15 protein-coding genes are annotated in these 15670 nt (G+C 52.7%); 12 read left to right on the top strand and 3 right to left on the bottom strand.

All coding sequences use genetic code 11. The annotated features are described in order from the left end of the window. Positions 1 to 42: 42 nt before the first annotated feature. From V3851_RS11035 to V3851_RS11020, 4 genes are all read left to right on the top strand, one after another. Complete coding sequence (locus V3851_RS11035; protein ID WP_331846579.1) at positions 43 to 1848, top strand: sensor histidine kinase; 1806 nt, start codon at positions 43 to 45, stop codon at positions 1846 to 1848. A 17-nt stretch (positions 1849 to 1865) separates the two neighbouring features. Continuing rightward, positions 1866 to 3485, top strand: coding sequence for a response regulator transcription factor (locus tag V3851_RS11030; RefSeq protein ID WP_331846578.1), 1620 nt, complete (start codon positions 1866 to 1868; stop codon positions 3483 to 3485). A 22-nt stretch (positions 3486 to 3507) separates the two neighbouring features. Continuing rightward, complete coding sequence (locus tag V3851_RS11025; RefSeq protein WP_331846577.1) at positions 3508 to 4554, top strand: glycoside hydrolase family 5 protein; 1047 nt, start codon at positions 3508 to 3510, stop codon at positions 4552 to 4554. Between the two features lie 177 nt (positions 4555 to 4731). Further along, on the top strand, positions 4732 to 5562 hold the full coding sequence (locus V3851_RS11020; RefSeq protein ID WP_331846576.1) for a WD40/YVTN/BNR-like repeat-containing protein: 831 nt from the start codon (positions 4732 to 4734) through the stop codon (positions 5560 to 5562). A gap of 18 nt (positions 5563 to 5580) precedes the next feature. On the opposite strand, the gene V3851_RS11015 is transcribed toward V3851_RS11020, so the two are convergent. From V3851_RS11015 to V3851_RS11005, 3 genes are read right to left on the bottom strand one after another with little or no spacing between them, the layout of a single operon-like run. Then, positions 5581 to 7008 (bottom strand): hypothetical protein, encoded by a 1428-nt coding sequence (locus tag V3851_RS11015; protein ID WP_331846575.1) that lies wholly within the window; start codon positions 7006 to 7008, stop codon positions 5581 to 5583. 17 nt (positions 7009 to 7025) lie between these two features. Continuing rightward, positions 7026 to 7529 carry a hypothetical protein gene (locus V3851_RS11010; RefSeq protein WP_331846574.1) on the bottom strand — a complete coding sequence of 168 codons (504 nt, stop codon included), beginning with the start codon at positions 7527 to 7529 and terminating at the stop codon, positions 7026 to 7028. Positions 7530 to 7549: 20 nt separating this feature from the next. Beyond that, entirely contained in the window at positions 7550 to 7999 is a 450-nt protein-coding gene (locus tag V3851_RS11005) for a type IV pilus modification PilV family protein (RefSeq protein ID WP_331846573.1), read from the bottom strand. A 273-nt stretch (positions 8000 to 8272) separates the two neighbouring features. Between V3851_RS11005 and V3851_RS11000 the strand changes: the two genes are divergently transcribed. From V3851_RS11000 to V3851_RS10965, 8 genes are all read left to right on the top strand, one after another. After that, a complete protein-coding gene (locus V3851_RS11000; RefSeq protein ID WP_331846572.1) occupies positions 8273 to 9961 on the top strand; it encodes a GspE/PulE family protein in 1689 nt (562 codons plus the stop codon). Continuing rightward, a complete protein-coding gene (locus V3851_RS10995; RefSeq protein WP_331846571.1) occupies positions 9961 to 11016 on the top strand; it encodes a type IV pilus twitching motility protein PilT in 1056 nt (351 codons plus the stop codon). The genes V3851_RS11000 and V3851_RS10995 overlap by 1 nt, the downstream gene beginning before the upstream one ends. Position 11017: 1 nt before the next feature. Next, positions 11018 to 12226 carry a type II secretion system F family protein gene (locus V3851_RS10990; RefSeq protein WP_331846570.1) on the top strand — a complete coding sequence of 403 codons (1209 nt, stop codon included), beginning with the start codon at positions 11018 to 11020 and terminating at the stop codon, positions 12224 to 12226. A gap of 25 nt (positions 12227 to 12251) precedes the next feature. Then, a complete protein-coding gene (locus V3851_RS10985; protein WP_331846569.1) occupies positions 12252 to 12725 on the top strand; it encodes a prepilin-type N-terminal cleavage/methylation domain-containing protein in 474 nt (157 codons plus the stop codon). 171 nt (positions 12726 to 12896) lie between these two features. Continuing rightward, the gene (locus V3851_RS10980; RefSeq protein ID WP_331846568.1) at positions 12897 to 13418 is read left to right on the top strand and encodes a prepilin peptidase; all 522 of its coding nucleotides are present in this window, start codon (positions 12897 to 12899) and stop codon (positions 13416 to 13418) included. Then, complete coding sequence (gene pilM, locus V3851_RS10975; protein WP_331846567.1) at positions 13388 to 14347, top strand: type IV pilus biogenesis protein PilM; 960 nt, start codon at positions 13388 to 13390, stop codon at positions 14345 to 14347. The genes V3851_RS10980 and pilM overlap by 31 nt, the downstream gene beginning before the upstream one ends. Then, positions 14347 to 14892 (top strand): hypothetical protein, encoded by a 546-nt coding sequence (locus tag V3851_RS10970; RefSeq protein ID WP_331846566.1) that lies wholly within the window; start codon positions 14347 to 14349, stop codon positions 14890 to 14892. Before pilM ends, V3851_RS10970 begins: the two co-directional genes overlap by 1 nt. After that, the gene (locus tag V3851_RS10965; RefSeq protein ID WP_331846565.1) at positions 14889 to 15554 is read left to right on the top strand and encodes a hypothetical protein; all 666 of its coding nucleotides are present in this window, start codon (positions 14889 to 14891) and stop codon (positions 15552 to 15554) included. The genes V3851_RS10970 and V3851_RS10965 overlap by 4 nt, the downstream gene beginning before the upstream one ends. Positions 15555 to 15670 lie beyond the last annotated feature (116 nt).

Here is a 15670-nt window from a genome sequence, read left to right as displayed (position 1 = left end):
CATCAGGTAGATTATATTCGCTAGAACAACGGGGGGATGGACATGGATAAGCAGGAAGCGAAGCGGAAATGGCGAGGGCCGTTTTTTAAGCTTCCCGGCATCCGGTCTAAACTCCTGTTGTCTTATCTTGCCGCCATCTTGATTCCGATGCTGACCTTGGGGGTTTATTCGCTGAAGCTGCTGGATTCCTCCCTTAAGGAGCAATCGGCCTCCATGGAGAAGCAGGACCTGCTCCAACTGGCGGAGAACAGCAAATACTTTTTGAATTCTTTTGTCAGCATGTCCAGCGACATCTGCTTCGACCCGAAGATATGGCAGTACTTCAATACCAGCTACAGTTACCCCAATCTCAGCACGGAGGGGTATTACAACCTAATCCGTCCGATCTTTACGCGGTATTTGACACTGCGGCCGGAGATCAGCAAAATTACCGTTTTTACGAAAAATGAAACGATGCTGTACAACAATTTCGAAATCGCCCCGGTCGTGCCGGGCACTTATGAAGACAAGCTTTACAAGGAGACGCTGTCCGAAAGAAAAATACGGTGGACGCTCTATGAAGACCCGGTCTCCCGTAAGAAAAGCATTTTGCTCACGAGAATGCTTAATTTGAACAATGTGAATGTGGGCATGCTTGCCGTCTATATTGATGAAAGCCAGTTGTATAACGGCATTCATGGCGAAGGGGAGGACAGCGACACTTATGTGATCGCCCCGGACGGCGTCGTGTTGAGCTCGACCGACAGGGAGACGATCGGCACCAATATCGCAGGAACGGATCTTGATGTCCGGCTGAAACCGGACGGGGACATCCTGATCAAGGAAGTCAAAGGAGAGCAGGGGACCGACAGACTGGCGGGGCTGACCCTTTCCCTGGAGCAGGAACCGAAGGAGTTATGGAGCATCGTCAAAACGGTGCCGATGAAATCGGTCCTGGCGGTGGCCTATCCTTCAAGGCTGTATCAGATCGGGGCTTTCGTGCTGCTGCTTCTGCTTCTGTGCCTGATCTCCTTGGCCATGTCGGACAGCATTACCCGGCGGATCAAGGCGCTGGTGGTCAGCATGAGGAAGGTGGAGCGGGGCGACTTCGACGTCGCGGTGAAGCTGGAAGGCAACGACGAAATTTCATACATGGGCAGCGCCTTTAACCGGATGGCGGCTAAGCTGGACGAGCTTGTCCGGCAGGTATACGAAATGCAGCTTAACCAAAAGGATATGGAGCTCAAAAACCGGGAGACCCAGCTTAAAATGCTACAAAGCCAGATCAATCCCCATTTCCTGTTCAACACGCTCGATGCGGTGCTGTACGGAATCCGGAACGACAAGGAGGAAACGGCCAAAATCGTGGAATTTCTGGCGGGCAGCTTCAGGCGCAGCATCCAGTGGAAAGAGGAGCTGATCCCCATTGCGGAAGAGGTCGGGTTTATCGAAGAATATTTGACGATCCAGAAATTTCGAATGCCGGACAAGTTTGCATGGCATACCGAGGTTTCCGAGGAGGCGCAGGCTCATAAACTGCCCAAAATGCTGATCCAGCCGCTGGTCGAAAATGCGGTGCATCACGGCCTTTCGCTGAAAAAGGACAGCGGTGTTCTCCGGCTGACGATCCGGACCGAGGGGGAGTGGATCCTCATTACGGTAAGCGACAACGGGATCGGCATGGAAGAATGGCGTCTGGAAGAGGTTTTGGAAACCTTGCAGAACAGCGACATCCGCGGGATGGAGAGCCATATCGGTTTGAAAAATGTATATGACCGCATCCGTTTATACTACGGAACCGAGGGAAGCCTTCACCTAAGCAGCGAGGCAGGTAAGGGAACAGCCGTCGAAATCAGAATACCCCGGTAACGGGAGGAGGGATTACGATGTTTACGGCCTATATCATCGACGACGAGCCGCATATCCGCGCCAGGTTGCGCGAGCTGATCGTCTGGGAAGATTTGAATTTCATCATAGCGGGCGAAGCATCGAACGGGGAGGACGCCTACCGGGAAATCGTGGACATGAAGCCCGATCTGGTCCTCACCGACATCCGGATTCCGGTGTTCAGCGGCCTGGAGCTGATCCGCAGAAGCATCCCCGAGCTGCCGCATTCCCGGTTTATTTTGCTCAGCGGCTACAGCGATTTCGAATACGCCCGGGAAGCGATCAAATACGGCGTCAAAAGCTATCTGCTCAAACCGGTAAGCGAAGCGGAGCTGCGCAGCGCCGTGCTTAGCATTAAGGATGAGCTGACTAGAACCCGGGAACGGGAGATGATTCTGGACAAAGGCATGATCGCCCTGCAGGAGAAATGGGCCGCCGATGTCCTGTACGGCACCCATTCCTCCAGTTATCTGGACCGGGCCGATGATATGGACCTTCCGGTTCGCGGGAGCCTGTTTCATGTTTTTATCATTGATTGGAAGGAAGAGGCGGGCATCGCTCCCGAAGACCTGGAAGATGAACCTCCGCTTTTGCGCGATACCCTTGTCAAAAATGCCGTGGATGAGGCGCTGTTATTTCACGGCATTAACTTTGTCATTGCCGATGAGCATGAGCGGTATCTCATTCTGCACATGGTACCTCCGGGAAAAACGGCTGCGATGCAACCGGCCGCCCTGGCGGACAAGCTTAGAACAAGCTGCGGCGAATTGCTGGGGGGTCATGTGACCGTCGGTTACAGCGAAGCGACGGACAGCGTTTTTCAAGTCGCAAGCTGCTGCGCAAGAGCGCGCATCGCGGTGGAAGGTAAATTTATCCTCGGCCGGGACCGGGTGATCGGATACCACGATGTGACGCAAAATTTGGTATCCTCCGTCAATTGGAACATCATTGCGGACTTTAACCGGACGACTCTGGAAGAAGCGGTCCAAAGCCTGGATGCTGCTGCCGTACGCCGGGAGACGGGGAATCTGTTTGCCGTGCTCCGCGACCTGAGCCATGATCCGTCCTTGATCCGGGGGATGATCATCGAGAATCTGGTCGGCGTCCTGCGCATTCTTATGAAGATCAATGGCGATGTAGCCGAGGTGTTCGGCGAAAGCTTCAAGCTGGACGAATGGCTCGGCCGGCATACGCTGGATGAACTGGAGGAGCAATTCTACGGCTATTGCCTCAAGATCATGGACTATGTCTCCAAGGCCCGGGCTAACCGGCCGGGCAAGATCGTGGAACAGATGCTGTCCTATATCCACGAACATTTTGCGGAGGAGATTACGCTCAAGAGCATTTCGCGGATTTTTTATATGAACCCGGTGTATCTCGGCCAAGTGTTCAAGCATGAAATGGGCATGGGCTACAACCATTATTTGACGCAAATCCGTATCAACGCCGCCAAAAAAATGCTGGACGACAGCGACCGGAGCGTGTCCGACATCGCCGAGAAGGTAGGGTATAAGGTGGCGCGCAATTTTTATATCGCGTTCAAGAAGCACGCCCACTGCACCCCGAACGAATACCGAAGCAGACTTAAACAAAGCGCAACAACGGATAAAAATCGATAACCGTGCGGGAGGAACTATTCCGATGGAATTTTATAAGTATTATAGAGCAGGCGTGAATCTCGGAGGCTGGCTGTCCCAATATTTTGCCGCTCTGGCGGGGGAAGGGCATTTCGACCGTTTTATCACCGAGGAGGATATCGCCATCATCGCCGGATGGGGCGCCGACCATGTCCGCCTGCCGGTGGATTATGACATCATTGAGAACGGGGGGGCGAAAGAGCCTTTTCAGGAAGCCAATCTCGAATATATCGACCGCGCCCTGGACTGGTGCGACAAACACGGCCTTCGGGTGATCCTCGATCTGCATAAGGCCCCGGGGCAAGTGTACGGGTACGGCTCCGAGCCCAATCCGATGCTTGCGGACGAGGTCAACCGGCAGCGCTTTCTTGCGATCTGGACGATGTTTGCGAAGCGGTATAAAGGGATCGGAGACAGACTTGTGTTCGAGCTGGTCAACGAAATCTCCGATCCTACCGATTACCAGTGGAACCGGGTTTACGTCCGCGCCGTGGAAACGATCCGCAGCGTGGATGCGGAGCGGGTGGTGCTGGTCGGCGGCAATGACGCCAACAGCGTCCTGACCTTGAAGGAGCTGACCCTGGTAGAAGATCCGAAGGTGGTGTATAACTTCCACCATTACGATCCGCTGTTCTTCACCCATCAGCTCGCGCATTTCAGCGAGGATATTCTGGAATACGGCCAGGTCATCCATTATCCCGGCGAAATGCCGGGCGTACAGGAGTACCTGAACCGCCACCCGGAATATCTGCACAAGCTGGGCCGCCAGGCTTGGGAAACCAACGACAAGCAGCTGATCGAAAAATACTTGCGCCACGCCGATAATTTCACCACTTACACCGGCAAGCAGCTTTATTGCGGCGAGTTCGGCGTGATCGACTCGGCGAAGCCGGACGACGCCGTCCGCTGGGTGAAGGATGTCATCGAGCTGCTCGACGCCCGCCGCATCGGCCGCGCATACTGGAGCTACAAAGAAATGGACTTCGGCCTTGTCGACCGGAACCGGAATGTGGTGAACGGGGAACTGATCAAGGTGTTGTTTGGGAAGTAGAATCCTGGAATGGGTAGGGTAGTGTTAGGCGCCGGAGTTTTGCTCCGGCGTCTTTTTTAGCTATATAGAGAGGGCAACTATATATTACAATTTCATGAAAATCATGTAACTTTAGCGGCTGTGTCATGGTTTATACTCAATGTTGAATTCATTAATGAACAAAGGCGGGAGGTAAGCATGATACCTAAAACAGGAAGGTTCTTAGTTTGTCTCATTCTGATAGTCAACCTATTCGGATGTTCCACCGCGATCCAAGAGAGTCCTTCTCAACCGTCAGCCACGCCTTCCGCCGAAAATTCAATATCAAATTCCGCCAAGGAGAATGAGTTGATTTCGAACATAGAAGACGATTCCAATTCATACCCCGAACCGGCGAGCATTCCCGCTGAGCTTTCTTTGCTTTTTTTCCATACAAACGGCTCAAAAGGCTGGTTTATTTACGGAAGTCAGGAAAATCCCGATATCCTTTACTCATTTTACAGTGATGATGAAGGGGCTTCTTGGACCTCTGAAGAACTTGCGCTCAGTAAAGACCTGGGCCAGAAGATTAACAAAGAGAACTTATTTGTTTCCATCCCTGAGAATGAAGACACTATGTTATGGGTGATGATAACCTCGGACCCGGCCATGGGGTTAATGACCAAACAACTTTACAACGCAACCACTGACTTCCAATCATGGTCCCTGGTGGCCGATGTATCCAGTACGGTTGATGGTTATGTGACAGGTGTTACTTTCTTGGATAATTTGGAGGGCTGGATCACCGCCAGCTATCATGGCGAAGTGCCGGTGCCCCTTTATCGCACAAAGGACGGCGGAAAGAGCTGGGAGCTGCAGAAAATAGATGTCCCCGAGGAGTACAACTATGGAAATGTGTATCCTCCCGTCTTTGAGAATAAGGATTCAAAAACGGGAAGTCTGGAAATAGAATTTGTCGGGGATAAGAAGACGCAGGTATTGGAGTATCGAACGGTTGACTCGGGTCAGAGTTGGGAGGAGAATAGATAATCCGTCGGCCTAGCGACTTTATCGGATAATCATATTTTTCTCATCGAATAAAATTTTCGTGGGTCGATCTTCTTCTTGCTCTGATCCTGATTCTAAGGCATTTATATTTAAATAGGAGTTAATATTAACACGATTATTTGAATAGAGATAACCTGTCAGCTCGGCATAAGTAGCACTTGAACCTCCGCCGATTGCAATATACTCTGAGTAAAGTTTAAATTGGCAACTGCCATTTAAATTTCCATTGGAGTTTGAACCAACATATATATTTTTCGCTATCAGTCTACCATATATGTTCATATTATTTCTGATATACATATCTCCAAAAATAATAACCTCAGTAAATTTACCGGATTCACCCAAGTTAGCATCACTACCAAACCAAACTTGGTCAGAATTAAGTTGGACTCTCCCCTTAGATATTACATTTCCGGATACATAAATATATCCAACTGAAAGGGTAGTGTCATTAAGTCCGGAATTACTATCTCCCCATTTAGCTTCCGAGTCCACTATAAGTTGATTGGAATGAATTTGAGTTTTTCCTGTGGTTTTCATTTCACCAAATACATATAGGTTTCCACTAATATTGATCATGCTGTCTGTTTCCATTTGCAAGTCTCCGTTAATTAATAAATCACCATTAACCTCAAGACTTGCGCCTGAATGAAGAGTTACATCATTAAAAATTACTGTTTGATCAAAAGAATCACTGTTATTAACTTCTAAGTCGCTAATATCTATATTGCCTAGGGAGTCTTTAAGATGGGAGCCTTCGCTATTCTTATTATCAGCTTCAACTTTTTTATACGCTATTATTGTCACAACATTTACGTGGCTAGGAGTGAGCGTATTAGTTTCATTACTCCCCGGTCTTACAACATCTCCAATAATATTTGCCTCATTGCGGTTTAGATTTCCTACAGCATAGATATTTCCTTTTACTGTAGTGGTTTTGTTTAAGTTCAGTTCCCCCTGGCTAACCACCGCATACCCTCCGGTGCCTCCCCCTTCCGAAGGCTCTTCGGGCTCATAGTACAAGGTCACTTCAATTTTCTTCTGCAGTGTTTGCGTAATGCTTCCGGATTGGCCCTTCGCACTGACTATCCCGGTGTACAGAAGCTTGTCCTCGTCGGTTACGGCGCTCCCCGGATCGACAAAAGGAGCTGCGGCTCTTTCGACCATCTCCAGAGTAATTTCTTCCTCCTCATCTTCATCGACTTCATTCTTCAGGGCAAGAATGGCGGCTTTGGCTTCCGACAGCCTGATCATCAGCTTGGCCTCCCCGTCGGCCTGGGCCGCGACGATATCCCCGGATACGTTTACCATACCCTGAGAGTTGGTCACATTTGTCATGACGATCGTGCCGATGACGAACAGGATGACGATCAGGAACAGTACGGAAACAAGGGCATAACCTTTTTCGCGGGAATATCTCAGGCTCATCCTCACTTACGCTCACCTCACTGGACCATTTTTATCGATACAAACAAATAGAGAGGCTCGACCTCCTCTTTATGCTCCAGTCCGGCCTGCAGATGAATCTCCAGATCTTGATTTCCCCGGATAAAATAGGTTCCGTCCAGGGTAACCCCTTCGGAATCGAGCCGGACACCGTTGATATATAGATGGTCATTGCTCAGTTTAACGCTGACCGTGCGCGTCGCCCCGCTGCTCACATCTTCTATGACGCTGGCGTTAAATTCATAGACCGGCCCCGTTGCATTATTGTCCGGGAGGACGGTAACCCCCGTAGTATTTCGCAGCTTTGACTGAAGCGCAGCGCTTAGCGTAATAGCCTCGTTTCGCAGCCTGGTTTCATCATCGATTCTGCCGGAAGCCAACAAGGAGGTGGTCAGAATGGTCGATACGAGAATCAGCAGCAGTGCCGATAGGGAGATTACGGCCAAAAGCTCGACAAGGGTCAGGCCCTCCTCGTTGCGAAGATGTTTCACCAGTTTTTGCATCGATCAATCACCTGCGGCAATTATTTTTTGGCAGCGCCGACTAACGAGACTTCGTGCTTGAATTGGCCCGGATGCTCCGGATCGGGAGCCCAATAGGTCGTGACGGTAATATATAAAATATCCGATCTTGTCTCGTATCCGGAGGCCGAATCGCAGATTTCGGTTTTCATGACGTAAATGTCCTTTTCTTCATCGTAGGACGTTCCCTTGGAACAATCGGCTTCGGTCTGCAATTCTTCAAACGGTATGTTTTGAATCTCATGCAGTTTGGCATTGGCCAAATGAGTAGCGGAGAGCTTCTGATTGGTAAGCTTGCTCTGAAAGGCGCTGTTCGTAAAGTAGGACAAAAAATAGAGACTGACAATCGAGAGAACGACCAATGAGGCGGCTACCTCAATCAGTGTCAGGCCTTCCTCGCCGCGAAAGAACCTGCGACGGGAAGTCATTTTGCGGGTACGGGGAAACTTCATGACACCCTCTCACTTTCCGCATGTCTATTTCAGTTCGGACTATAAATCAATAGGTATATTATACTATTTTCAATATAGCATCAATCGTCTTATAGGTATATAATACCATTATTGAATCTCCGAAAAAATCCTCAGTTTTACATTTTATTTACTTGTAATCCTCTTTATAGATATTTTTGTGGTTGTTCGTCGAATTAAAGGATTGTCGATGCATCATCTAATGGTTCTAATTTCCTAGATAGTTTTCTTAACTTCAAACATAAGAGGTGCCTCATGCATACGATCAAAAAAAGGCTGGGGGAGCTGTTGCTGGAATCCGGAATCATTACGGAAGCCCAGCTGCAAGCGGCTCTGGAAGAACAGAAGCGAACCAAGACGAAGCTTGGCGATGTGCTGCTTTCCCAAGGGGTTCTAACCGAGCACCAATTGATCGAAGTGCTGGAATTCCAGCTCGGCATTCCGCATGTTACCTTGTCGAGATTTCAGATCGACGGCAAATTGAGCCAGATCATTCCCGAAGCGATGGCGAAGCGGTATCAGGTTTTGCCGATTCGTGTGGACGGCCGGAAGCTGTTGGTGGCGATGGCCGATCCGCTGGACCTGTTCGTGATTGACGATTTGCGGATGAGCACCGGGTTTACGATTGAACCGGCGATCATTGCAAGGGGAGAATTGCAGCGGGGGATCGCCCGGATGTACGGCCTGCAGGATTCCATGAATGAAATGATCCGGGATCTCGGTTCCGACGGAGAACAGGTCGAGGTGGAGCAGTCGGTCATCACCGACGAGCAGTCTCCGGTCGTAAGGCTTGTCCAGCAGATGATCGAGCAGGCGGTCCGCCTGGGGGCGAGCGATATCCACGTCGACCCGATGGACACTCAGCTTTCGATCCGCTACCGGATCGACGGGATGCTGCGCAGCGAACGCTCCATTCCCAAATCGATGCAGGGGGTCATAACGGCCCGGCTCAAGATTTTGGGGAATTTGAACATCGCCGAGCGGCGGCTGCCGCAGGATGGCCGGATTAAGACGATCATCGACGGCAAGCAAATCGATATCCGCATTTCCTCGCTCCCGACGGTTCACGGCGAAAAGATCGTCATGCGCCTGCTCGATCTTGCAACCGGCGTGAAGAGCCTCGACAAGCTGGGCATGACGGAGCACAACCTGGCTTTGTTCCGGCGGATGATCGAGAAACAGCACGGCATCGTGCTGCTGACGGGGCCGACGGGAAGCGGCAAGACGACGACGCTTTATTCCGCTTTGCAGCATTTGAACCGGGAGCATGCCAACATCATTACGATCGAAGATCCGGTGGAATATATGCTGGAGGGCGTCAACCAAATGCAGGTTCATCCCGCGGCGGGGCTTACTTTTGCTAAAGGATTGCGTTCGATTCTCAGACAAGATCCGAATATCATCATGGTCGGGGAGATCCGGGACTTCGAAACGGCGGAGATTTCCGTCCGGGCTTCGCTTACGGGGCATTTGGTTTTTTCTACACTACACACGAACGATGCGGTCAGCACCATTGTCCGGTTAAAAGATATGGGCGTCGAACCTTATCTCATTTCCTCTTCATTGATCGGTATAGTCGCCCAGCGGCTGGTGCGGCGGATATGTCCGGATTGCGCGGCTTCCTATGTTCCGGACGTAAAGGAAAAGATTTACCTGGAGCGTTTGGGCATCAAGGCGGACAAGCTGTATCACGGAACAGGATGCGGATCCTGCGGCAAGAGCGGCTACCGCGGCCGGATGGCGATTCATGAAGTACTCTGGATTGACGATGAGCTACGCGAACATATCGTGAACGGGGTCCCGATTACCGAGCTGCGCAGGCATGCGGCCAAGCAGGGGATGAAGACCCTGTTCGAGGACGGCATCGCAAAAATTATGTCGGGCCAGACCACCCTGACGGAAATTCTCCGCGAAACAGGCGAGGAAGAGGAGGTGAGGCAGTGATGACGACAAGCGAAGCGGAAAAATATTTCAGTTCCCTGTTAAAGCAGGCCCATGAATCGGGAGCGTCGGATTTGCACGTGACGGTCAATTCGCCGCCGGTACTAAGAATCGACGGGATGCTTCACCGGTTAGGCGATGAATTGGTGTCCCCGGCCATGGTGGGGGAGTACGCCAAAGCCATTATGAGCGAGACCCAGTACAACAAATTTCTGGATCATGGAGAGGCCGACTTTTCCTATGGGGTCCCCGGAATATCCAGATTTCGCATCAATGTCTATCGGCAAAGGGGCTCGGTAAGCATCGCCGCGCGGGTAATCTCGCCGACGGTGCCGTCCTTCGAGACGCTGAAGCTGCCGCCCGTGCTGCTCAAGCTGGCGCAGAAGCCGCAGGGGCTGTTCCTCGTCACCGGGCCTACCGGCAGTGGGAAGTCGACGACCTTGGCCTCGCTGATCGATCATATAAACCAGACGCAGAGCAAGCATATCGTTACGCTGGAAGACCCGATCGAATATTTGCACCGCCATGGGCGCTCCATCGTGAATCAGCGCGAGGTCGGGCTGGATACGCAATCTTTCGGCAACGGATTGAGGGCCGCGCTGCGTCAGGACCCGGATATCATTCTGGTCGGCGAAATGCGGGACCCGGAAACGATCCGGACGGCGATCACCGCCGCGGAGACGGGGCATCTGGTGTTCGCGACCTTACATACGGCGGATGCTCCGCAGACGATCGACCGGATTATCGATACGTTTCCGCCGGAGCAGCAGGGACAGATTCGCATTCAGCTCGCTTCGGTGCTGATCGTCGTTCTTTCCCAGCGTTTGCTTGCTTCCCGAACGGGGAGAGGCCGGGTTTGCGCCACCGAGGTGCTGCTTAACACACCGGCCGTAAGCAATCTGATTCGTACGGAGAAGGTGCATCAGATCCGCAGCGTCATGCAGACGAATGTCCAGCTTGGCATGCACACGCTGGATATGGACATCAGGGAAATGCTCCGGCAAGGCATTGTGGATGAGGCCGCCGCCAGAGAGTACTTGTCGGAAGGACAGATGTGATATGCCGCAATACATGTATCAAGGCCGGGATGCGGGTGGCCGGATCCGCCGGGGAACGATCCAGGCGGCCGATCGGGGGAACGCCCTGGCCGAGCTGAAACGCCAGCAGTACATCGTGACCTCGCTGCGCGAGAAGCAAGATACGGTTTGGAACAAGGATTTCTATATCGGCAGCCCGGTCAAAAACGACCACTTCGTCGTGTTTTGCCGTCAGTTCGCGACCATGATCCGTGCGGGGATTTCGATCGTCGACGCGACCGCCGTTTTGGCGGAACAGTCCGACAGCAAAGCGCTGAAGAAGGCGCTTGGCGAAGTGACGGCCGAGCTTCGCAAGGGCAACACTTTTTCCGGGGCGATAGCGACTTATCCTCGTATTTTTCCGTCCATCTTCGTCCACATGATCCGGGCGGGGGAGGAATCGGGGAGCATGGAAGATACGCTCGAACGGCTGGCCGTTTATTTCGAGAAAGCCCATTATACCCGGGAAAAAGTAAAATCCGCGATGACTTACCCGCTCATCGTAAGCATTATGGCCGTATTCGTGGTCATTTTCCTGCTTAAATTCATCATTCCGCGCTTCCAAACCATGTTTGCCCAGTTCGGCGGCGAGCTGCCGGCCATTACGAAAATGACGCTGTCCATGAGCCGCAGCCTGGAGTCGCATTGGTATTTATGGATATTGGCCGTCCTGGGGCTTGTCGCGGTGGTCTTTTTGCTTCTCCGCTGGGATAAGGGAGCTTACGCCTGGGATTACTTCAAGCTGAAGGTCCCGGTGTTCGGGCTGCTGAACCGCAAGAGCGCGATCGCGCAGATGACGCGCACCTTGTCGTCCCTGTACGCCAGCGCCGTACCGGTGCTTCAATCGCTTGCGATCGTGGAGAAAATCGTAGGCAACCGCGTAATCGGAGCTACGATCCGCGAATCGCAGACGTCCCTGCGCCAGGGCAGGCCGCTGTCGGAGCCTTTTCGCAAATCATGGATTTTTCCGCCGCTGGTCACCCAGATGATCGTGGTCGGCGAGGAGACCGGTTCCATCGACATGATGCTGGGCAAGATCGCCGATTTCTATGAACGCGATGTGGAAAACAGCGTGGACAAGCTCAAGCAGTTGATCGAACCGATTATGATCGTCCTTCTGGCCGGCGTCGTGGGCTTCATCATGGCCTCCATCATGATCCCGATGCTGAGTCTTTATGGAAATATAAGTTAATTAATTATTAAGGAGGTTAATCGTTATGAGAGCACTTATTCAACGATTAAAAAAAGAAGAGAAAGGTCTTACCCTAATCGAGCTGCTCGCCGTTATCGTCATTATCGGAATTATCGCCGCCATCGCGGTACCGATTGTAACCGGGTTGATTAATGATACGAAAAATAACGCAAGAGTGGCGACGGCAAATCAGCTTCTTGAAGCGGCGAAGTTGTATTCAATTGCAAATAATGGCGGGGTTATTGCTGGCGACGTTACTTTAAAAGATTTGGTTGAGGGTGAATATATCCAGGATAATTTAACTGATCCCAAAGAAGGGACTGCATATGACGATGAGGGCACAAAAATTGATTTAGATAGTTATATGAGTGCTGGAAATGCCGTAGTTGTTTTAGAGATTTCTGGCGGCGACACATTTTCATATAGTGCCAAGGATCTGAAATCTGAGAAAACGACGACCTCGGGAAGTGGAAGTGAGAGTTCCGGTTCGGGGAGCTGAAGCTAGTTAATGTACACTCTCTCTATATTCCTCCTCGGCCTCGCCGCCGGCTACGCGCTCGCCCGCCTTGCGCGGCGGCTGCTCGCCCGGCGCGGCTTACTTGCCGCCGCACCGGGCTGGTGCGCCGCGCCGACCGGCCGGCGCCTTGCGGCCGACAGTGCCGCCGCGCTAGTGACGGCGGCGCTGTTCGCCTCGCTGCATCTGCGCTTCGGCTTCTCCGGCGCGTGGGCGGTCGGCGTGCTGTTATCGGCGCTGTGCGTCCTGATCACGATCACCGACCTGGCCTCCAGGGTAATCCCGAACGGCGCGCTGCTTGCGTTCGGCATATTGCTGCTGGCGGCCGTCCCCTTCGCGGGGGCTCGCCCGCTATGGCTGCACCTTCTCGGCGCGGCGGCAGGAAGCGGCATTCTGCTGCTGCTCGCCGTGCTGACCTCGGGCCGCGGGATGGGCATGGGGGACGTGAAGCTGCTGGCCGTGTTGGGCTGGACGCTCGGCTTCCCCGAAGTGCTGTTTGCCCTATTCTTCGGCAGCGTGGCCGGGCTTTCGGGCGGCTTGCTGCTGAAGGCGGCCGGCGGCAAGGGACGGGGGCAAAGAATCGCATTCGGTCCTTTTTTAAGCTTCGGAGCTATTATCGTCTATGTATACGGAAAGGAGATCATCGATTGGTATCTGTCAAATCTGATACATCCTTGAAGAAGAAACGGGCAGCCAGGAAAGCGATAGGGATTACGGTCGATGAAGACGGTCTCAGATTTATTCGTTACAACCCGAAACGGGGCGCCGTCGAACAGGCGGGAATGATCTCCCTCGGCCCCGTCATGGACGACGACGGAGTCCCGGATTTATCCCGGCATGGGGAGGAGCTGTCGTCATGGGTTCGGCAGCATGGCCTGTCCGGCAGTAAAGTCCATCTGGCCGCTCCGACTTCCCAGTCGTTCATCCGGTTGATCCGGGTTCCAAAGGTCAAGCGGAAGCATCTCCGGCGCGTCACCGATTTGGAAGTGGAGAGCAGCATCCGCTTTCCGTTCGAGGATCCGATCATCGATTACCATTGGATCGAGGATGAGAGCGGGCCCGAAGGGACGATGCAGGCTTTTGTCGCCGCGGTGCCGCGCCCGATGGTCACGGAGATGATTTCGGCCCTTAACGGGGCCGGACTCAAGATCGTGTCCGTCGATCTGGAGACAAATGCGCTCATGCGGGTGATGAGCGGTTCGGATATGTTGGCAAAAGGCAATGTCATGGCCATTAACTTCAAGCCGAAAGAAGCGGAAGTTTATTTGTATCATCGCGGGGTCCCTGATTTTGTCCGGACATTTCCCCTGGAAACGATGTTTGAAGACAATCTGAATACATGGAGATACGGCGAGATCGTTTCCTCGGTCACCAGAATCATGAACTTCTATGAAAATACGCTGCATGAGGGAACCGAGCGGATTCAGGATATCGTGATTACCGGAAACGCGCCGGATAAATCGGTTATTCTGCAGCGATTAAAGGAGACGTTTGAGGGGCTTTCGGTATCCGAAATCGATTTGTCCCCGTATTTTGCCGATGTGTCGGTGGATAACCGGGACAGCTATGCGGTTGCATTGGGATTGGCCCTGAAAGGGGGGGCGTAATGATCGAGATCAATCTTCTTCCTCCGCGGGAACGCCCGTCATGGACCGCATTGATTGCACCGCTGGCTTTGCTGCTCATCGGGCTGGGGCTCGCCGCTTACCTGGCGATCGGCTATATCGATCTCGTCGATTCGGCCGAAGCGTCGAGGAGGCAGCTGGCGGCGACGGAGCAAAAGCAAAATGAGCTGCAAAGCGAACTGCAAAGCCTGGGCAAAAGCGAAGGGCTGCACGGGAATGCGGCCGATATGATCGAAGGGCTTCGTAAGCTTCGGCCCGATTTGCAAGCCCTGCTTAGCGAACTGGAGCTTCCGCTGCGATCCGGCAGCGAGCTTGCAAGCGTCAAATTAAACGGAGACGGCAGCCTGCTTTGGACAGGTTTTTTTCCGAGCCTGATCGAAGTGGGGGCCTACTCTGTCGCGATCCAAAGGGAATCCGGCACGGGCTTTGTTTTTATCCAGTCCGCAAAGGCCGCGGACGGGGGATATACGGGGGAATTTCAGTTGACGCCCGTGAGCGGTGCCGTGAAAGGGGGGGATGCGGAGTGAATTTATCCCCACGCCCGGACAAAAAGTTTACCGGCGTTTTGCTGGCCGCCGTCGCAATCATTCTGCTATCCGGGCTATTCTACTTATTCTGGTTCCGTCCGGCGTATACGGAGTCCAAGGAATTGCGGGCGGAAAACGAGGAGAAGCTGAAATTTCTGCAAGCGACGGAATCGATCGTGAGCAGCAAACGGCAAGAAGCGGACAGCTCGCCGAGGGATGAGCTGACGCTGAACGCCGCCGTGCCGGATACGCCGGAGCAGGACGGCATTTTGCGGGACTTGGAGCAGGCGGCAAAAGAATCCGGTGCCCAAATCATCGAGGTATCGTTCGATACCGACGAAGCTTCGGAAGGTATGGCTGTAGGGAAAGAAGCCGCCATGGGCTCCCCGGCGAAAAAAGGGGCCGAGGGGGAAGCTTTGAGCCTTTCGCTGCCGGACCTGTTGGATCCGGCGGCGCTGTTATCGGCCGATTTATCCAAGGTACCGATGAAAGTCCGGCTTAAAGCCACAATTGCGCAAGTCAAAGAATTCGCGGCCAGCCTGCAGGAAGCGAAGCGGCTCTATGTCGTCGAGTCTTTCAGTTATGGAGAGGAAGCGGGAGGCGCGGATGATCAGGCCGTGGTGAACCTTTCCGCCTTTTTGCGGCTTGCGGATAACCCATAAATTTATACTGTTAAATTTCCCGAGAGACTGTTACCCTTAGGATAGGGAGCAGTCTTTTGGTTTATGGCTCCGGCTTTTTAAACGAAATATTACTTTTCTTGATACTTTTTGCACGA

The sequence above is a fragment of the Paenibacillus haidiansis genome (assembly GCF_036553665.1).
Lineage (GTDB): Bacteria > Bacillota > Bacilli > Paenibacillales > Paenibacillaceae > Fontibacillus > Fontibacillus haidiansis.
Note: the sequence above shows the minus strand (reverse complement) of the source record. Positions and strands in the feature narration are given on the sequence as shown.